Below are 17,658 nucleotides of genomic sequence, written 5' to 3'. Positions count from 1 at the left end.
AAAGCGGGCTGATAATATCCAGAGGATGCTCAGCTGACAAGTGCTATTTTCAAATTTTCGAATCGTTTGAACAAGATACAACCAAGGCGACTAGAAAGTCGCCTTGGTTGCTCATTAAAACGCCGATTCGACCTGTTTGGCGATGCGATTCGCCATGTCCATCACTTGCTGTTCGTGCTCACCCTCCACCATCACCCGGATCAGGGGTTCGGTGCCGGATTTGCGCAGCAAAACGCGGCCACGGCCACCCAGCTCCTGTTCTACCTTGGCGACTTCCTGCTGTACGGCCACCGCCGTCAGCGGATCCTTGCCCTCGGCAAAGCGCACGTTCACCAGCACCTGCGGGAACTTGCTCATGCCGGAGCGCAGCTTGGCCAGCGGCATCTCGGCAGTACACACCGCGGTCAACACCTGCAGGGCGGCGACTATGCCATCGCCAGTGGTGGTCTGATCCAGGCAAATGATGTGACCAGAGTTTTCACCGCCGATGCGCCAGCCCTTCTCGTTCATCATCTCCAACACGTAGCGGTCACCCACCTTGGCGCGGGCAAAGGGAATGCCGAGAGTCTGTAGCGCCAGCTCCAGGCCCATGTTGGCCATCAGGGTACCGACGACGCCGCCCTTGAGACGGCCATTGCGCAGCGCATCGCGGGCGATGATGTAGAGGATCTCGTCGCCATCGATGATGTAGCCGGTGCTGTCCACCATCACCAGGCGATCGCCGTCACCGTCGAAGGCGACACCGAGATCGGCCTTGCACTCCAGCACCTTGGCGGCCAGCGCCTCAGGGGCGGTCGAGCCGACACCGTCGTTGATGTTGAGGCCATCCGGGCTGCAGCCGATGGCGATCACCTCGGCACCCAACTCGCGAAACACGGAGGGGGCGATATGATAGGTGGCGCCATGACCGCAATCCACCACCATCTTCAGCCCTTCCAGGCTCAGGTGAGTGGGGAAGGTGCTCTTGCAAAACTCGATGTAGCGACCAGCGGCATCGTCGATGCGCTGCGCCTTGCCAAGCTCGGCCGACTCGACGCACTTGAGCTCGTGCTCCAGCTCGGCTTCGATGGCCAGCTCCACCTCATCCGGCAGCTTGGTACCATCGGCGGAGAAGAACTTGATGCCGTTGTCATAGTAAGGGTTGTGGGAGGCGCTGATGACGATGCCGGCCTCGGCACGGAAAGTGCGGGTCAGGTAGGCAACGGCCGGGGTCGGCATGGGGCCCATCAGTATGGCCTTGAGACCGGCGGCGGAGAGGCCCGCCTCCAGCGCGGACTCCAGCATGTAGCCGGAGATGCGGGTATCCTTGCCAATCAGCACCTTCTTGGTGCCCTTCTTGGAGAGCACCTTGCCGGCGGCCCAGCCCAGCTTCATCACGAAATCCGGGGTGATCGGGAATTCACCCACCTTGCCGCGCACACCGTCTGTGCCGAAGTACTTTCTGGTCATTGTCTGTTCTCGTTCTTTTATTAGGATACGAAATCTTGTCCCGTCATGGTCATCCAGCCGACACGCAGGGCATCCATGGTAGCGCGCACATCGTGCACCCGGATGATCCTGGCACCATGTTGCAACCCGATCAGGGCGCAGGCCAGACTGCCAGCCAGCCGCTCATCAACCGAGCGGCCGAGCAGATTGCCTATCATAGACTTTCGCGACATCCCCACCAAGAGCGGCAGACCGTAATCCAGCAACTTCTGCTGCTTGGCCAGCAGTTGGTAGTTGTGGGTCAGCGTCTTGCCAAAGCCGTAGCCGGGATCCAGCAACAGTTGATCACGCTTGATGCCTGCCGCCAGACAGGCGGCGATCCGCTCATCGAAAAACGCCCTCACCTCCCCTAACAGATCGTCATAATGGGGCTCGGATTGCATGGTCCTTGGCTGGCCCTGCATGTGCATCAGGCACACGGGCACCTCAGCCTCTGCTGCCACGGCGAGCGCACCGGGCTCCAGCAGGGAGCGTACGTCATTGATGAGATGGGCGCCCGCGGCACAACCGTCCCGCATCACTGCGGCCTTGGAGGTATCGAGGGAGATCATGACATCGAGTTCCTGTCCCATCCGCTCAACGACCGGGATCACCCGCTCCAGCTCTTCCTGCACGCTCACGTCGGGCGCGCCCGGGCGAGTCGATTCGCCGCCGATATCGATGAGGGTGGCCCCCTCGGCAATCATCTGGCGAGCATGGGTCATCGCCCGCTCAATCTGGTTGAAATGGCCGCCATCGGAGAAGGAGTCCGGCGTCACGTTGAGGATCCCCATGACGTGGGGGCGTTCGAGGGAGAGGCTGCGCCCCTTGCTGCTGAGTTGCATCTTCACTTCCATCTGTATCAAAAACGCGGCATGCGCATAAAGAAAAACCCCGGGCAAGCCCGGGGTTTGGTCATGGCAACTTATTTGGCCGGGACATCGTTAGCCTTGTCGATGTCGGTCAGCGGTGCGCTGTTGTCATCGGCCTTGGCCTGAGTCTTAGCGTCTGGCTCGGCGGTCACGGTGGCGCCGCCTTGCGGGGTATCACCGTGCTCATCATGCCAGTTGCTGGGAGCACGCACCTCGCGACGGGCCATCAGATCGTCGATCTGCTTGGCGTCTATGGTCTCGTACTTCATCAGCGCATCTTTCATGGTGTGCAACACGTCCATGTTGTCCAGCAGGATCTGCTTGGAGCGGGCGTAGTTGCGATCGATGACCTGCTTGACCTCGGCGTCGATGACGCGGGCGGTGTCGTCGGACATGTGCTTGGCCTTGGCCATGCTGCGACCGAGGAACACTTCGCCCTCTTCTTCGGCGTAGAGCATGGGACCGAGACGCTCGGACATGCCCCACTGGGTGACCATCTTGCGAGCGATGTCGGTGGCACGCTCGATGTCATTGGACGCACCGGTCGATACCTTCTCGGCACCGTAGATCAGCTCTTCCGCCAGACGACCGCCGTACAGGCTGGAGATCATGGACTCCAGATGCTGCTTGGAGTGGCTCCAGCGATCCTGCTCGGGCAGGTACATGGTCACCCCCAGCGCACGACCGCGCGGGATGATGGAGACCTTGTAGACGGGGTCATGATCCGGTACCAGACGACCGATGATGGCGTGACCCGCCTCATGGTAAGCCGTCATCTCCTTCTCGGAGTCCCTCATCACCATGGAGCGACGTTCCGCACCCATCATGATCTTGTCCTTGGCCTTCTCGAACTCCAGCATGGAGACCACACGACGGCTCTCACGGGCGGAGAAGAGAGCGGCTTCGTTGACCAGGTTGGCGAGATCGGCGCCGGAGAAGCCCGGGGTACCACGTGCAATCACAGCGGCATTGACGTCATCCGCCAACGGCACCTTGCGCATGTGCACCTTCAGGATCTGCTCGCGACCACGGACATCCGGCAGACCGACCACGACCTGACGGTCGAAACGGCCCGGGCGCAGCAGCGCAGGATCCAGCACGTCGGGACGGTTGGTGGCGGCGATGACGATGACGCCTTCGTTGCCTTCAAAACCATCCATCTCGACCAGCATCTGGTTCAGGGTCTGCTCGCGCTCGTCATGACCACCGCCGAGACCGGCGCCACGCTGACGACCGACCGCATCAATTTCATCGATGAAGATGATGCAGGGGGACGACTTCTTGGCCTGCTCGAACATGTCGCGCACCCGGGAAGCACCGACACCGACGAACATCTCGACGAAATCAGAACCCGAGATGGTGAAGAAAGGCACCTTGGCTTCGCCCGCGATGGCCTTGGCCAGCAGGGTCTTACCGGTACCGGGCGGGCCGACCAGCAGTACGCCGGTGGGGATCTTGCCGCCCAGCTTCTGGAACTTGGTCGGATCACGCAGATAGTCGACCAGCTCTTTGACCTCTTCCTTGGCCTCGTCACAGCCTGCGACGTCGACGAAGGTGGTCTTGATCTGATCTTCACTCATCAGCCGAGCCTTGCTCTTGCCAAACGACATGGCACCCTTGCCACCGCCGCCTTGCATCTGACGCATGAAGAAGACCCAGACACCGATCAGCAACAGCATCGGGAACCAGGAGATGAAGATGGACGTGATCAACGACGGCTCTTCCGGCTTCTCACCCATGACTTTGACGTTATGGTTGAGCATGTCGTTGAGCAGTTGGGGATCCGGCGCAGGGATGATGGTGGTGAAACGCTCACCGGTGCGCTTGACGCCATTAATGACCTTGCCATCCATCCGCACTTCGCGGATCTGCTCTTGGGTCACTTCTTTAACGAAGCTGGAATAGTCCAGCTGGCGACTGGTGGTATCGCTGGGGCTGAAGCTATTGAACACCGACATCAACACGACGGCGATGACCAGCCACAGGATTAGGTTTTTCGCCATGTCACTCAAATCAATGACCTCGCAGACTGACAGTTAACGATGAGGGTTAGGGTACTACAGTTTAAAACCGGTAGCCACAATGTAGACTTCTCGTGAACGGGCACGGGAGGAGTCTGGTTTACGAATCTTGACTGCAGAGAAAAGCTTACGAATTTCATTGAGATAAGCATCGAAACCCTCTCCCTGGAACACCTTGACCACGAAGCTGCCGTTAGTGCGCAAGACCTGATTGCACATGTCCAGTGCCAGCTCGATAAGGTACATGGAGCGCGCCTGATCCACCTGCGGGGTACCGCTCATGTTGGGCGCCATGTCGGACATGACGACATCAACCTTGTCCGGACCCACCCGTTCGAGCAGGGCACCCAGTACAGTTTCCTCCCGAAAGTCCCCTTGCAGGAAATCGACACCGGCAATGGAATCCATCGGCAGGATATCGCATGCAATCACTCGCCCGTTGTCGCCCACCTGATTGATGGCGAACTGGGACCAACCACCGGGGGCCGCCCCCAGATCCACCACCGTCATGCCCGGTTTGAGCAACTTGTCCTTGCCCTGGATCTCGTCGATCTTGAACACGGCGCGGGAACGCAGTCCCAACTTCTGGGCTTTTTTGACGTAATGATCGTCAAAATGTTCTTTTAACCAGCGGCTTGAACTGGGGGAATGCTTTTTCTGGGTCATGATTGTCGACTTTAAAAAACCACAAGGGTTATTAGTATTAAGGGCTAAGTGGGGGTAGAATACGCCCCTTTCAACCCTGACTTATGAAGAAATTGCCATGATTCTCAACAATAAACAGAAACAGTACCTCAAGGGCCTCGCCCACAGCCTGAAGCCGGTTGTCCTGCTGGGACAGCACGGTCTGACTGAAGGTGTGCTGGCCGAGATCGATCTGGCGCTGAACCACCACGAGCTTATCAAGGTGAAGGTGTCGTCTGAAGATCGTGAGATGAAACAGCTGGTGATGGATGCCATCGTCCGTGAGACCGGCGCCATCAAGGTACAGAGCATGGGCCACGTGCTGACCATCTATCGCCAGGCCAGCGAACCCAAAATCCAATTACCGCGCAAGTAACAGGAAAGAGCATTCGCTCTTTCCTTCATTTCTCTTCTTCCCAAGTCGCTTGCCAAAATAGTCGTCAGGCCCTTAACCTGCGATGAATACTTGCGGACATCCACGATGGACAAGCATCACATTCTCACCGAAGAAGAGCTGGCCATGCTGCGGGACTTGGGAGGCGCCGAAGACCTAGCTGCCAGCCAATTTCTGCGCGGTTATCTGAACCTCCCCCTGCTCAGCCTGCTGCAACGGGCCGATCCCCTGATACTCGAGGCCCGTATCGCCGGCCATCAGCTGCGCTTCCCGCTGTCTTGCACCGATGCGGCGGAAGGCCATGTCGAGCTGCGCATCGCCGCCCCCACCATCACCGAGCTCGGTCACCCTCATCTGCGCGCCTGGCGACTCGATGAGAAAGCCAGCCTGCAGACGGCCGACGCCGACTATGTGGTGCACAGCCTGTCGCTGGGCGGCCTCATCGTTGAAGGCCTGCCGCCAGCCTTGGCCAAGGGCGATCCGCTAAGCGGAACGCTCTGTATCGAGGGGCTGTCCCCCTTGCCGCTGACCGGCACCCTGATCAGGCGCATCCGCTCACGCAAACAGCAGCATGACTGGGCCCTGCAGTTTCAACTAGAGACAACGGAGCGGGAACTGTTTCGTGACTGGCTGTTCCAGCGTCACCAGGATGCCTTCATTCAGGAATATCAATCGGACTAAATACAACAGGGGAGCCGGGCTCCCCTGTCTCGTCTGTCAGTCCCGCTCCATCAGAGATAGGCGACTTCCAGGATCTCGTACTCCACATCCCCGCCCGGCGTCTTGACGATGGCCACATCGTCCACTTCCTTGCCGATCAGGGCGCGGGCGATGGGAGAGTTTACGGAGATCATATTCTGTTTGATGTCCGCCTCGTCGTCACCCACGATGCGGTACACCACTTCTTCTTCCGTCTCGCTTTTCAGCAGGGTCACGGTGGCACCGAAGATAACCCGGCCGTTGTTGGTGATCTTGGTGATGTCGATCACTTGGGCATTGGAGAGCTTGCTCTCAATTTCCTGGATGCGGCCCTCACAAAAGCCCTGCTGCTCGCGAGCGGCATGATATTCGGCGTTTTCTTTCAGATCACCATGTTCACGGGCATCAGCAATCGCTTCGATAATCTGGGGACGCAGCTCGCTCTTCAGATAGTCGAGCTCTTGGCGCAGCTTTTCGGCGCCGCGAACAGTCATCGGAGTATGATTCATAGTCGAAACCTGGGTTGCTTTATAAAGAGAAGCTGCGGCAATCAAAGAGAGCCGCAGCTATCGGTTCGGATGAGGCATCTTAATATGAAGCCGCCACAAAATCCATGTCAGCCCCTGCGAGCGGGATCGCGCTTTGAACGACCAAAGGCTGCCGGGGTGCTGAAGAAAATCGAGAGGATGAGGCGAGCAGAGGCAGCCACGGCGACCTTGACCCTGGCTGCAATATTTTCGTTTTGGTTGTCTCGTCAGGCTCACCACCGCATCGAGCCTCGTCTTGCCTAAGCGGCATCCTGTTTAGAGATTCGTTTCCGCACCTTGTTGGCGATCATCGGCCGGAGGGGTTCAAAAGACACTCTGACATCAAACCAGCTGGCAAAACCATCTCAGTATCTGGTGTCGTAATAGCTGTAGATACTCTTTTCCCAAGAGGTATCGGCCATGTTGGGCCAGTTGTCTCGATCAAAACCCGGGGCATTCTTCATGCGTTCCTCTGTGGTATCCATGATGAAACGCTTGTTTTCAGTATCGACCTTCAGGGCGCTCCAGGGCACGGCAAACAGCTTCTCGCCGAGACTGAGGAAACCGCCGAAGGAGAGCACGGCATAGCACACCTTGCCGTTTTCGATATCCAGCATGAGCTCCTTGATACTGCCCAGCTTTTCACCTCTCGGGTCGTACACATCGTCGCCATTGAGCGTGCTGGCGCTGAGTACTCTTGACCCAAGCCGGCGACCGGTCTTGGTTGGAATGATATTGTTCATTTGATGCTCCTGACATTGTTGGAAGAAGGACTGAGGGAGAAAGAGCGTTGGCAGAAAGTTAACCAACGCGGTAACGATTTATTTCCCCTTTCTGGCATCCTTGCGTTCTTCATTTCGATCGTCGGAGGCAGCCTGGCGTTTGCCGACGGACGTTGGAATCGCGCCCTTTGATTCCTTGTCGTCCTTGCCCTTGCCTCTGGTCTCTTCAGTACGCCCCTTGAGTTGGTCCTTGTTCATGGTGAACTCCTGGTAGTGAGTTGGATGAAGGTGCGAGCACCGACAATGGGATCCCGCACCAGCCATCGTGAGAATAAGCCTCGCACAACAGGGGGTCTGTACGTTGACCCACATAGATAACGGACCCGGCAAGTTCGCCATTCTGTGGGCCCGACCCGAAGAGATACCCACCTATCGGGAGAGCCCTTCCGTTCGCCATCGCACAGATCAAGGCCCACCAGGATTGATACCGTCGGGAGAGGTTCCTCGTAACCGGTCGACTCGTTGAGCGATGCCGCGGGCTGCATTCACAAAGACCGCACACATCGGGTGCAGGCAGTGCCTCTCTCCCGTCCGGTCCTGCTGGGCACACCAACCCGGGCCACAGCTATGTTCGACCTTGACGTGAACGGCATATTTTTCTTCACGGTGTCACCGCTACAACTGATGCTGCGGGGGACCTTGATCTATTGGTTCCTGTTCGTAGTCCTGCGATTCGTGCTGAGGCGAGACATCGGCACTCTTGGGCTCAGCGACTTTCTGTTTGTGGCGATCCTCGGTGACGCGGCGCAGAACGCGATGATCGGCAGCGCCACCTCGACCACAGACGGCATGGTGCTTATCGCAACCCTGGTGTTCTGGAGCTACCTGCTGGACTTCCTGAGCTTCCACTTTCCGGCAGTCCGCCGCTTCACGTCGGCACAGCGCATATGCCTGGTCCGCGACGGCAAGATGCTGAGGCGGAACATGCGCCGCGAGTTCATTACCGAGGAAGAGTTGAGCGCGAAGATCCGCCAGGAGGGCATCGATGACATCGCGCGGGTCAAGCACATGTATCTCGAGGGCGATGGCGAGATCAGCCTGATCAAGCAGGAGGGGAGCGAGCCTCCCCAATGAGGACAGGGGTTGTATGCGCCATCGCACCGACACAACCACTGCGTCAACATACCGTGCAGATCATGCCTTAGTGATGAAACGAGGCGTTTTCCAGATCCTCGGCGTCGGGCAAGCCCGATCCGGACATGGTGCAGGCCAACACGGGAAGGATCGGTAATGGGGCGACAGCCGTCATCGCAGCCACCGGCAAGCATCGTCATCCGGCACGTGGACTGACCCTCCTCGTATCCGAGAAGAAGTCAGTGCATAGCGCCGACGTCGAGGCGAATCGGCCGGATTCGCCTCTCGTGGACCCTTAAGGAACGAGATCATGAACCGGGGAGCCCAACAGCCCGTCGCGGCAGGCTCTGGAGCCTCGCCCACTCTCCTTATCGCCACAACCCCCCTGATCCCGAGCATCCACATTGCACCGGCGGAGGGGTGGGCACCTGGCGCGATACTGATGGCCGCCCCGGCACACACGTGACCGCCTTCGCCCGAGGACTGGATCATGTATTTGCTGCCCAGTGGCGATGTTCTGGTGGCGGAGACCAATGCCCCGCCAGACCGGAGAGGCCAAGGGGATCAAAAGTGGGTGATGGGGCTGCTCATGAAGCAGGCGGGCGCGGCCACAAAAAGCGCCAATCGCATCGCGCTGTAGCGTGATGGCGATGGCGTGGCGGATCTGGTTCTGTCCTGATGACAGGCTTGAACTCGCCTTTTGGCATGTCACTGGTGGGGAGTTTTCTCTACGTCGCCAATACCGATGCGGTGGTGCGGTTTGCCTATCGACCCGGTGATACCCATATTGCAACGCCCGTCACCACTGTGGTGGCCCTGCCAGCGGGCCCCATCAATCATCACCGGACTGGTAAAAACTACTTGGGCTCAACAACCCCGATCGGGGCCGATACCGTCGGTTTGCCCTGCATGATGGCGATCTCCACCCGTCGGTTCATGCGCCTATTCTCAGGGCTGTTGTTCGGCGCGAGCGGCAGAGAATCCGCCATGCCCTGCACCACCAGCCGGTTGCCGTCGAAGCCGGGCACCTTGATCATCTGGTGGGCCACCGCCACCGCCCGCTGGGATGACAGCTCCCAGTTGGACTGGAACAGCTCGTCTTCGGGCGCCGCATCGTCGGTGTGACCGGAGACGGTGATCTCCCCCGGCACATCCTTGAGCAGGGCCGCCACCTTGCGGATCACCGGCCAGAACTGGGGTTGCAGGAAGGCAGAGCCAGCCGGAAACGCTGCTTTTTCTCGAATACGAATGATGATCTGCTGCCCCAGCGCCTCTATCTCCAGGGTCCCGTCCTGGATCTGGGCTCGCATCTGCTCGGCCAACTCCCTGGCCAGGGCGCTGGGCTGCGCCTGCTGGACGGGCTGCGCACTCTCGCCGCCGCTCAGTTTGCCATCCGGCCGCTCTTTTCCGCCGGTCTGCTCGGCGTCACCGGACTGAAAATCCAGCTCGGTCTCGGTCAGATCGACGGTCTGCTGCATGATGGTGTCGATGGGCGTCGGCTCGGGCCGACCCGGTCTGAACTCCTGGGCGATGACCGAGGTCCCCTTGGGGATGTCTTTGACCTCCAGGATGTGCTGCACCCCGAATGCCTTCTCCATGGAGCCGGCGATCTGCTTGAACTTCTGCACATCCATCTCGGCGAAGGAGAGCAGCAGCACGAAGAAGCACATCAACAGCGACATCAGATCGGCGAAAGTCCCCATGTAACCGGGCAGGCCGGGAGGCGGACACTTGCACTTTGACATGTGGCCTCCTATGCGAGTCCGTTGTTGCGTTTGGACTGATGCAGATAGTTTTGCAACATGGCCTGGATCACCCGGGGGTTTTGCCCATCCTGAATGCCCATGATGGCGTCCAGCACCAGGGTACGGCTCAGCTGCTCCTCGCCGCTGCGCAGCTCCAGCTTGTCGGCGATGGGGATGGCAATCATGTTGGCCTGGATGGCGCCATACAGGGTGGTCAGCAGGGCCACCGCCATGGCCGGGCCGATGGACTTGGGATCGCTCATGTTGGCCAGCATGGCCACCAGTCCTACAAGGGTGCCTATCATGCCCATGGCGGGGCCGAGATCGCCAAGGGCACGAAATACCTTGATGGCGATGACATGGCGCTCGGCGGTGAGTTCGATGTCTTTCTCCATCACGGCTCGCACCACGTCCCCCTCATGGCCATCTACCAGCATGTCGATCCCCTTCTTCATGAAGGGGTTGGGGATCTCTGCCGCTTCGAGGGCCAGAAAGCCCCCCTTGCGCGCCGCATCCGCCAGCTCGACCGCCTTGGCGATCAGATCGTCGAGCTTGTCGCCCTTGTACATAAAGGCCTTGCCTGCCACCTTGAATGCCATCAGAAACTGGCTGAGATTGAACTTCATCATGGCGATGAAAAGCGAACCCAGGATGGTGATATAGACCGAGGGCATATCGACATACATGCTGACAGGGCCCCCCAACGACATGCCGTACACCACGACCCCAAATCCCACCACTATGCCTATCAGACTGCCTAAATCCACAACCCTGCTCCTGTCACCGAACTCGTCATTTATTTATACTTTGTTGAATTTTCTGCTATTGCCCCCCTGGCGGCAAGCCTGACCTGCCTCAATCGCCACCAAATCAATGCTGGTGGATGGCCGCAGTGTATCGACCGGGGCTCCGATAGTTTGAGGCGGGTGCACTTTTCTGCCTCCCCCCTGTGGCCGGTCGATGTTAAGATGAGCCGTTTTTTTCAATCCCCGAGGATGGACATGGCCAGTAAAAAGATCGACCGTCTGAGTTTTGATGCCACCCTGGAAGAGCTGGAGACCATAGTGCATCAGCTCGAACAGGGCTCACTCCCCCTCGAGGAGGCACTCAAACAGTTCGAACAAGGCATCCACCTGGTGCGCGCCGGCCAGCAGAAGCTGGAGCAGGCCGAGCAGAAGATCCAGATCCTGCTGACCCAGGCCGATGGCAGTGAACAAGCGGTTCCTTTTCGGCCAGAGCAAGGAGAGGAGTGAGTGACGCTGGACGATTTTTCCCGCCTGCACCGGCGCCGTATCGACGACTGCCTCTCGGCACAGCTTGAGGCCCTGCCCGCCCTGGCCCCTCGCCTGCGGGACGCCATGAGTTATGGTTTGCTGCTCGGCGGCAAGCGGGTGCGCCCCTTCCTGGTCTATGCCGTTGGCGAGATGCTGGGGGTGCAAAGCGAGTATCTCGACGGACCGGCTGCCGCGGTGGAGTGCATTCACGCCTACTCCCTGCTGCACGACGATCTGCCCGCCATGGACAACGACGATCTGCGTCGCGGTCAACCGACAGTGCACAAGGCGTTTGATGAAGGTACCGCCATCCTGGCCGGCGATGCCCTGCAGACATTGGCGTTTTCGATCCTGGCCGACCATCCCCTCCCCCAGGAGCTGATGACCAACAGAGTCAAGATGCTGAGCACCCTGGCCCGCGCCTCGGGGTACCTCGGCATGTGCGGCGGTCAGGCACTGGATCTGGAGGCCGAGAGCCGCCAAATCAGCCTCGCCGAGCTGGAACAGGTGCACCGCCACAAGACCGGCGCCCTCATCGAGTGCGCCGTCACCCTGGGCGCCCTGTGCAAGGCGGATGTGGAGGCCGACACCCTGGCCGCCCTGCAAACCTATGCCGCCGCCATCGGGTTGGCCTTCCAGGTGCAGGATGACATCCTCGACATCACCGGCGATACCGCCACCCTCGGCAAGCCGCAAGGTTCGGATCTGGCGCAGCAAAAGAGTACCTATCCGGCCCTGCTCGGACTCGACAATGCCCGTGAGCTGGCTCGCGAACTGCATGACAAGGCCTTAACAGCCCTGCAATCCTTGCCCTACAATACCGACATTCTGGAAGCGTTTGCCGATTACATCATCGAGCGAACCCACTAAACGCTGGATAACAGTAACAATATGAGCGTTGATATAAGCGATTTCCCCAACCTGGCCCTCGCGGACACGCCGGTCGAGTTGCGATCCCTGCCAAAAGAGCGGCTGCCCGTGCTGTGCAACGAGTTGCGCGAATATCTGCTGCGCTCGGTGAGCCGCTCCAGCGGCCACTTCGCCTCCGGCCTCGGCACCGTCGAGCTGACGGTGGCGCTGCACTACGTCTACAACACCCCCTTCGATCGGCTGGTGTGGGACGTGGGCCATCAGGCCTATCCCCACAAGATCCTGACCGGTCGGCGCGAGCGTATTCACACCATTCGCCAGAAAGACGGTCTGCACCCCTTCCCCTGGCGTGACGAAAGTGAATATGACGTGCTCTCCGTCGGTCACTCCAGCACCTCCATCGGGGCGGCGCTCGGCATGGCCGTTGCCGCCGAGAGCGAAGGGCTGGGCCGCAAGGTGGTGGCCGTCATCGGCGATGGCGCCATCACCGCCGGCATGGCCTTCGAGGCGCTCAATCACGCCGGCGATGTCCACAAGGACATGCTGGTGGTGCTCAATGACAACGAGATGTCCATCTCCGAGAACGTCGGGGCGCTGAACAACCACCTGGCCAGGCTGATGTCCGGCAAGCTCTACACCACCATCCGCGAAGGCGGCAAGAAGGTGCTGGCGGGGCTTCCCCCGGTCAAGGAGCTGGCCAAACGGGCGGAGGAGCACCTCAAGGGGATGGTGGTGCCTGGCACCCTGTTCGAGGAGTTCGGCTTCAACTACATAGGCCCCATCGACGGCCACGATATCCACGCCCTGGTCGAGACACTGCGCAACATGCGCAACCTCAAGGGGCCTCAGTTGCTGCACATCAAGACCAAGAAGGGCAAGGGTTACGAGCCCGCCGAGAAGGATCCCATCGGTTATCACGCCGTGCCCAAGTTCAACCCGGACGACTGTGCCTTGCCCAAGAGCGCCGGCGGCAAGCCGACCTTCTCCGCCATCTTCGGTCAGTGGCTGTGCGACATGGCCGCCAAGGATGAGCGGCTGGTCGGCATCACCCCCGCCATGCGTGAGGGCTCCGGCCTGGTCAAGTTCAGTCAGCAATACCCGGATCGCTACTTCGACGTGGCCATCGCCGAGCAGCACGCGGTCACCTTCGCCGCTGGCCTCGCCATCGCCGGCCAGAAGCCGGTGGTGGCCATCTACTCCAGCTTCCTGCAACGGGCCTATGACCAGCTGATCCACGACGTGGCGCTGCAACAACTGCCGGTACTGTTCGCCATCGACCGCGCCGGGCTGGTGGGGGCTGACGGCCCTACCCATCAGGGGGCATTCGACATCAGCTTCCTGCGCACCGTGCCGAACATGGTGGTGATGACCCCGTCCGACGAAAACGAGTGCCGCCAGATGCTCTACACCGGCTACCAGCACAACGGACCGGCTGCGGTGCGCTATCCCCGCGGCAGCGGCTGCGGCACCGAGATCATGAGCGAGATGACTGCGCTGACACTCGGCAAGGGACGCATAGTACGCGAAAGAAAGGGGAGTGAGTGCAAGGGCACCGCCATACTGGCGTTCGGCACCCTGCTGCATCAGGCCAAGGCCGCCGCCGAGGCGCTGGACGCCACCCTGGTGGACATGCGCTTCGTCAAACCCATGGACGAGGCACTGGTGCTCTCCCTTGCCGCCACCCACGATCAGTTCGTCACTCTGGAAGACAACGCCATCATGGGCGGGGCCGGCTCCGCGGTGAACGAGCTGCTGATGCGCGCCAAGCAGTGCAAGCCGGTGCTGAACCTGGGCCTGCCCGATCGCTTCATCGAGCAGGGTACCCAGGAGGAGATCTACGCCGTGCTGGGGCTCGATGGCGCGGGTATCCTCGCCAGCATCCAGGCTTGGCAACAAGCCTGACGAGAGCAACTGCGAGCAATAAAAAAGGGCGCCTTATGGCGCCCTTCTTGTTTCACATCTCTGCGGGTTACCCCGTTGTTACCCCTTGTAGATCTTGGGGTTGAACACATCCTGCAACCAGTCGCCCAAGAGGTTGATGACCAGCACCAGCACCACCAGACAGAGGCCGGGGAAGGCGGTGATCCACCAGGAGCCGGAGAAGATGTAGTTGAAGCCCACGCTGATGAGGGAGCCGAGCGACGGCTGATCCACCGGCATGCCGAGCCCCAAGAAGGAGAGCGCGGCCTCACTCATGATGGCGTTCGCCACCTGCACGGTGGAGATGACCAGGATGGGGGACAGGCAGTTCGGCAAGATGTGGCGGAACATGATGCGCGGGGCACGGAACCCCATCACCTTGGCCGCTTCCACATACTCCTTCTTCTTCTCCGCCAGCACGGAGGCGCGCACGGTACGGGCGTACTGCGGCCACTCGGCGATGCCGATGATCACCACCAGCATCACGATGGCGAACTCGGAATAGAGCTCGGAGCCAAAGCTCGCCTGGAAGATGGCGGAGATGATGATCGCCACCATCATGGTGGAGAACGACAGCTGCACGTCGGCAAAGCGCATCAGCAAGTTGTCGATGCGGCCACCGACGTAACCGGCAATCAGCCCGATGACGATACCGAGGAACAGCTGCAGTGCCACCGCAAACAGACCTATGGTCAGCGAGATGCGGGCACCGTAGAGAATGGTGCTCCAGATGTCACGACCCTGGTTGTCGGTGCCGAGCCAGAAGCGAGCCTCACCCCCTTCCAGCCAGGAGGGGGGCAGCTCGGCATCCATCAGATCGAAGCTGGTCTGGTCGTAGACGTTGTGCGGCGCCAGCCAGGGTGCCAGCAGCGCGGCCAGCACGAACACCACGAATACGACGAAGCTGAACATGGCTACCTTGTCCCGCAGGAAGTAGTAGACGATGTCAGAGTTTTTAAAGCGCGCCCAGCGGCTCGGGCTTGCAGTCACAGCGTTAGTCATGCTTACCCCTTGGCAGTCAGGTTAACGGTCGGGTTGATGAGCCCGTAGAGCAGGTCGACCAGGGTATTGGTCACCACGAAGATCAGGCCGACGAAGATGACGTAGGCGGTGATCAGCGGCGTATCGACCCGGTGGATCGCCTCGAGGAACAGGAAGCCCGTTCCCGGCCACTGGAACACGCTCTCGGTCAGAATGGTGTAGGCCACCATGGTGCCGATCTGCACGCCGCCGACGGTGATCACCGGCAGCATGGTGTTCTTGAGCGCGTGGCTGTAATAGACCTTGTTGTTGTCCAGTCCCTTGGCGCGGGCAAACTTGACGTACTCGGCGCCGAGTTGCTCCAGCATCTCGGAGCGCACCAGCCGGATGAACAGCGGCAGCATGATGGAGGAGAGCGATACCGCGGGCAGGATCAGGTGTTTGATGCCATCCCAGGTGAAGAAGCCCGACTCCCAGCCCAGCAGGTTGCGGGTCTCGCCACGGCCATAGGCCGGCAGCCAGCCAAGCTGGATGGAGAACAGATACATCAGCATGATGGCGGTCAAGAACACCGGGATCGAGATACCGATGCTGCTCACCGCCATGATGAGCTTGGTCAGTATGCTGCGCGGTCTGATCGCCGAATACACCCCCAGCGGAATGGAGACGACGACGATGATGACTGCGGCAGCAAACACCAGCTCAAGGGTCGCTACCAGCTTGTCGAGGATCACCTCGAGAGCGGGTCGCTTGAAGAAGTAGGAGGTGCCCAGATCCCCGTGTACCGCGTTCTGCAAGAAGCGGCTGTATTTCACCAGGAAGGGATCGTTGAGACCCATCTTTTCGCGTAATTCATGGCGCACAGACTCGGAGACGGATTGTCCCACCAGCTCGCGCAGCGGATCCCCCAGGTTGTCCTGGATGGAGAAGGCGACCAGGCTGATGACGAACATCACTATCACGGCCTGATAGAACCGTTTCAGCAGGAATGTAAACATGCTTGTCCTTCTACGTGGCCTGTGTCGTGGCACAGGCTTCTGTTAATGGTGGGGGCAGCCATGGCCGCCCCCACCGGGTCCTTCCTTAGCGCTTCTCTTACTTGTTGACCACCAGGTCACCCAGGTAAGGGAAGTTCATCACGTTGACGATCGGCTTGATGTCGACATTCTTCTTGGCGCCATAGGCCAGATCTTCCCAATGCAACGGCACGTAGGCAGCGTCGTCGATCAGCATGGCTTCCACCTTCTGCAGGATGGCGGCACGCTTGGCCGGATCCGTCTCGGTGTTCGCTTCCATCACCATCTTGTCAGCCTCTGCGTTGGCATAACCGCCGCAGTTGTACTGGCCCATGCCGGTCTTGGCATCCTTGGTGAAGGTCAGGAACTCGAAGAAGTTCGCACTGTCTTCGGTGTCGGAGTGCCAGCCGATCAGCTGCATGTCGGCGGCGCACTTGTCAAACTCGGGCCAGTACTGGGCCACCGGCATGGTCTTCAGATCGACCTTGATGTTGATCTTGGACAGCATGGCGGAGACCGCCTGGGCGATCTTGACGTCGTTGACGTAGCGGGCAGCCGGGGAGATGAAGCTCATCTTGAAGCCCTTCTCGAAGCCGGCTTCCTTCATCAGTTCCTTGGCCTTGGCCAGATCATACTGGGGCTTGAGCGCCTCATTGTAACCGGCATAGCCTTTCGGGCTCAGCTGGCCAGCGGGGGTACCGAAGCCTTTGTTGATCTTGTCGACGATGCCCACCTGGTTGATGGCGTAGTTGATCGCCTGACGCACGCGCTTGTCTTTCAGTGCCGGGTTGGTGTTCTGGTTCAGCTCGATGATGATGGCGCGGGTACCGGACAGGGTCACCAGCTGGGAATCCTTGCCATTCTTCACGCGCTCCAGATCGTTCGGGGCAACCGGGTAGATCATGTCAACGTCACCACCCAGCAGGGCAGCTACGCGGGTCGCATCTTCCTTGATCGGCACCACGGTCAGGTTCTGAACGTTGCCCTTGGAAGCCTTGTCCCAGTAGTTGGCGTTACGGGTGTACTCGAGCTTCACGCCCTGCTCGCGGAACTTGACGCTGAACGGACCGGTTCCGGAGACGTGGGTGGAGGCATAGGAGTCGCCGTTCTTGACGATGGCAGCCTTGTCTTTGCCGGCGTCATCCTTGCCGCTGTAGAACTTGGAGTCCATCGGGAAGATGTAGGTGACGGTCTGCAGTACCAGCGGGAACGGCTTGGCGGTGACGAGATCGACGGTAAAATCATCGACCTTCTTCGCTTCGGTGATGGGGTCGAAGATCGCCTTGAAGTCCGGGGAGGCTTTCAGGCGGTTGACGGTCCAGACCACGTCGT

19 protein-coding genes are annotated in these 17,658 nt (G+C 59.8%); 7 read left to right on the top strand and 12 right to left on the bottom strand.

Features of this window, described 5'->3' with window-relative positions; all coding sequences use genetic code 11:
* Nucleotides 1–114: 114 nt before the first annotated feature.
* From glmM to rlmE, 4 genes are all read right to left on the bottom strand, one after another.
* Nucleotides 115–1,449, bottom strand: a complete 1,335-nt coding sequence (glmM, locus tag LG30_RS0115510) for a phosphoglucosamine mutase (RefSeq protein WP_033131607.1) — start codon at nucleotides 1,447–1,449, stop codon at nucleotides 115–117.
* Between the two features lie 20 nt (nucleotides 1,450–1,469).
* Nucleotides 1,470–2,312, bottom strand: a complete 843-nt coding sequence (folP, locus tag LG30_RS0115505; protein WP_033131606.1) for a dihydropteroate synthase — start codon at nucleotides 2,310–2,312, stop codon at nucleotides 1,470–1,472.
* 80 nt (nucleotides 2,313–2,392) lie between these two features.
* On the bottom strand, nucleotides 2,393–4,351 hold the full coding sequence (ftsH, locus tag LG30_RS0115500; protein ID WP_033131605.1) for an ATP-dependent zinc metalloprotease FtsH: 1,959 nt from the start codon (nucleotides 4,349–4,351) through the stop codon (nucleotides 2,393–2,395).
* Nucleotides 4,352–4,396: 45 nt separating this feature from the next.
* Nucleotides 4,397–5,026, bottom strand: coding sequence for a 23S rRNA (uridine(2552)-2'-O)-methyltransferase RlmE (gene rlmE, locus LG30_RS0115495; RefSeq protein ID WP_033131604.1), 630 nt, complete (start codon nucleotides 5,024–5,026; stop codon nucleotides 4,397–4,399).
* A 97-nt stretch (nucleotides 5,027–5,123) separates the two neighbouring features.
* Here rlmE and yhbY point away from each other — a divergent pair, with 97 nt between their 5' ends.
* The gene (yhbY, locus tag LG30_RS0115490) at nucleotides 5,124–5,420 is read left to right on the top strand and encodes a ribosome assembly RNA-binding protein YhbY (protein WP_033131603.1); all 297 of its coding nucleotides are present in this window, start codon (nucleotides 5,124–5,126) and stop codon (nucleotides 5,418–5,420) included.
* A 105-nt stretch (nucleotides 5,421–5,525) separates the two neighbouring features.
* Entirely contained in the window at nucleotides 5,526–6,119 is a 594-nt protein-coding gene (locus LG30_RS0115485; protein WP_033131602.1) for a PilZ domain-containing protein, read from the top strand.
* Nucleotides 6,120–6,169: 50 nt separating this feature from the next.
* Here LG30_RS0115485 and greA read toward each other — a convergent pair whose 3' ends face one another.
* The 3 genes from greA to LG30_RS22565 all read right to left on the bottom strand — a co-directional run bounded on the left by greA (nucleotide 6,170) and on the right by LG30_RS22565 (nucleotide 7,644).
* The gene (gene greA / locus LG30_RS0115480) at nucleotides 6,170–6,646 is read right to left on the bottom strand and encodes a transcription elongation factor GreA (protein ID WP_033131601.1); all 477 of its coding nucleotides are present in this window, start codon (nucleotides 6,644–6,646) and stop codon (nucleotides 6,170–6,172) included.
* A gap of 383 nt (nucleotides 6,647–7,029) precedes the next feature.
* Nucleotides 7,030–7,407 (bottom strand): PRC-barrel domain-containing protein, encoded by a 378-nt coding sequence (locus LG30_RS0115475; RefSeq protein ID WP_033131600.1) that lies wholly within the window; start codon nucleotides 7,405–7,407, stop codon nucleotides 7,030–7,032.
* A 78-nt stretch (nucleotides 7,408–7,485) separates the two neighbouring features.
* Nucleotides 7,486–7,644, bottom strand: a complete 159-nt coding sequence (locus tag LG30_RS22565; RefSeq protein WP_193354279.1) for a hypothetical protein — start codon at nucleotides 7,642–7,644, stop codon at nucleotides 7,486–7,488.
* 369 nt (nucleotides 7,645–8,013) lie between these two features.
* On the opposite strand from LG30_RS22565, the gene LG30_RS0115470 reads away from it, so the two are divergent.
* Together LG30_RS0115470 and LG30_RS22415 are read left to right on the top strand one after the other, a co-directional pair.
* Entirely contained in the window at nucleotides 8,014–8,520 is a 507-nt protein-coding gene (locus tag LG30_RS0115470) for a DUF421 domain-containing protein (protein WP_033131599.1), read from the top strand.
* 490 nt (nucleotides 8,521–9,010) lie between these two features.
* Nucleotides 9,011–9,160: a hypothetical protein gene (locus LG30_RS22415; RefSeq protein WP_161785839.1), complete on the top strand. Its 150-nt coding sequence runs from the start codon at nucleotides 9,011–9,013 to the stop codon at nucleotides 9,158–9,160.
* Between the two features lie 217 nt (nucleotides 9,161–9,377).
* Here LG30_RS22415 and LG30_RS0115460 read toward each other — a convergent pair whose 3' ends face one another.
* Together LG30_RS0115460 and pomA are read right to left on the bottom strand one after the other, a co-directional pair.
* Complete coding sequence (locus LG30_RS0115460; protein ID WP_033131598.1) at nucleotides 9,378–10,265, bottom strand: flagellar motor protein MotB; 888 nt, start codon at nucleotides 10,263–10,265, stop codon at nucleotides 9,378–9,380.
* Between the two features lie 8 nt (nucleotides 10,266–10,273).
* The gene (gene pomA / locus LG30_RS0115455) at nucleotides 10,274–11,032 is read right to left on the bottom strand and encodes a flagellar motor protein PomA (protein ID WP_033131597.1); all 759 of its coding nucleotides are present in this window, start codon (nucleotides 11,030–11,032) and stop codon (nucleotides 10,274–10,276) included.
* Between the two features lie 234 nt (nucleotides 11,033–11,266).
* Between pomA and xseB the strand changes: the two genes are divergently transcribed.
* From xseB to dxs, 3 genes are read left to right on the top strand one after another with little or no spacing between them, the layout of a single operon-like run.
* Entirely contained in the window at nucleotides 11,267–11,518 is a 252-nt protein-coding gene (gene xseB, locus LG30_RS0115450) for an exodeoxyribonuclease VII small subunit (RefSeq protein WP_033131616.1), read from the top strand.
* Nucleotides 11,519–12,409 carry a (2E,6E)-farnesyl diphosphate synthase gene (gene ispA, locus LG30_RS0115445; protein ID WP_033131596.1) on the top strand — a complete coding sequence of 297 codons (891 nt, stop codon included), beginning with the start codon at nucleotides 11,519–11,521 and terminating at the stop codon, nucleotides 12,407–12,409.
* A 21-nt stretch (nucleotides 12,410–12,430) separates the two neighbouring features.
* The gene (gene dxs, locus LG30_RS0115440; RefSeq protein WP_033131595.1) at nucleotides 12,431–14,311 is read left to right on the top strand and encodes a 1-deoxy-D-xylulose-5-phosphate synthase; all 1,881 of its coding nucleotides are present in this window, start codon (nucleotides 12,431–12,433) and stop codon (nucleotides 14,309–14,311) included.
* Between the two features lie 78 nt (nucleotides 14,312–14,389).
* On the opposite strand, the gene LG30_RS0115435 is transcribed toward dxs, so the two are convergent.
* From LG30_RS0115435 to LG30_RS0115425, 3 genes are all read right to left on the bottom strand, one after another.
* Entirely contained in the window at nucleotides 14,390–15,331 is a 942-nt protein-coding gene (locus LG30_RS0115435; protein ID WP_033131594.1) for an ABC transporter permease, read from the bottom strand.
* A 2-nt stretch (nucleotides 15,332–15,333) separates the two neighbouring features.
* Nucleotides 15,334–16,308: an ABC transporter permease gene (locus LG30_RS0115430; RefSeq protein WP_033131593.1), complete on the bottom strand. Its 975-nt coding sequence runs from the start codon at nucleotides 16,306–16,308 to the stop codon at nucleotides 15,334–15,336.
* A gap of 97 nt (nucleotides 16,309–16,405) precedes the next feature.
* On the bottom strand, nucleotides 16,406–17,658 hold a 1,253-nt coding region (locus tag LG30_RS0115425), incomplete at its 5' end, for an ABC transporter substrate-binding protein (RefSeq protein ID WP_033131592.1).

It is taken from the genome of Aeromonas aquatica (assembly GCF_000764655.1).
Lineage (GTDB): Bacteria > Pseudomonadota > Gammaproteobacteria > Enterobacterales > Aeromonadaceae > Aeromonas > Aeromonas aquatica.
The sequence above is the reverse complement of the archived record's forward strand: the minus strand, read 5'-3'. Positions and strand labels throughout refer to the sequence as shown.

Bases quoted from the DNA above. Each gene is read 5' to 3' on its own strand.
- glmM (WP_033131607.1), bottom strand. From the start codon at position 1,449: ATGACCAGAAAGTACTTCGGCACAGACGGTGTGCGCGGCAAGGTGGGT.
- folP (WP_033131606.1), bottom strand. From the start codon at position 2,312: ATGCAACTCAGCAGCAAGGGGCGCAGCCTCTCCCTCGAACGCCCCCAC.
- rlmE (WP_033131604.1), bottom strand. From the start codon at position 5,026: ATGACCCAGAAAAAGCATTCCCCCAGTTCAAGCCGCTGGTTAAAAGAA.
- yhbY (WP_033131603.1), top strand. From the start codon at position 5,124: ATGATTCTCAACAATAAACAGAAACAGTACCTCAAGGGCCTCGCCCAC.
- LG30_RS0115485 (WP_033131602.1), top strand. From the start codon at position 5,526: ATGGACAAGCATCACATTCTCACCGAAGAAGAGCTGGCCATGCTGCGG.
- greA (WP_033131601.1), bottom strand. From the start codon at position 6,646: ATGAATCATACTCCGATGACTGTTCGCGGCGCCGAAAAGCTGCGCCAA.
- LG30_RS0115475 (WP_033131600.1), bottom strand. From the start codon at position 7,407: ATGAACAATATCATTCCAACCAAGACCGGTCGCCGGCTTGGGTCAAGA.
- LG30_RS22565 (WP_193354279.1), bottom strand. From the start codon at position 7,644: ATGAACAAGGACCAACTCAAGGGGCGTACTGAAGAGACCAGAGGCAAG.
- LG30_RS0115470 (WP_033131599.1), top strand. From the start codon at position 8,014: ATGTTCGACCTTGACGTGAACGGCATATTTTTCTTCACGGTGTCACCG.
- LG30_RS22415 (WP_161785839.1), top strand. From the start codon at position 9,011: ATGTATTTGCTGCCCAGTGGCGATGTTCTGGTGGCGGAGACCAATGCC.
- LG30_RS0115460 (WP_033131598.1), bottom strand. From the start codon at position 10,265: ATGTCAAAGTGCAAGTGTCCGCCTCCCGGCCTGCCCGGTTACATGGGG.
- xseB (WP_033131616.1), top strand. From the start codon at position 11,267: ATGGCCAGTAAAAAGATCGACCGTCTGAGTTTTGATGCCACCCTGGAA.
- dxs (WP_033131595.1), top strand. From the start codon at position 12,431: ATGAGCGTTGATATAAGCGATTTCCCCAACCTGGCCCTCGCGGACACG.
- LG30_RS0115435 (WP_033131594.1), bottom strand. From the start codon at position 15,331: ATGACTAACGCTGTGACTGCAAGCCCGAGCCGCTGGGCGCGCTTTAAA.
- LG30_RS0115430 (WP_033131593.1), bottom strand. From the start codon at position 16,308: ATGTTTACATTCCTGCTGAAACGGTTCTATCAGGCCGTGATAGTGATG.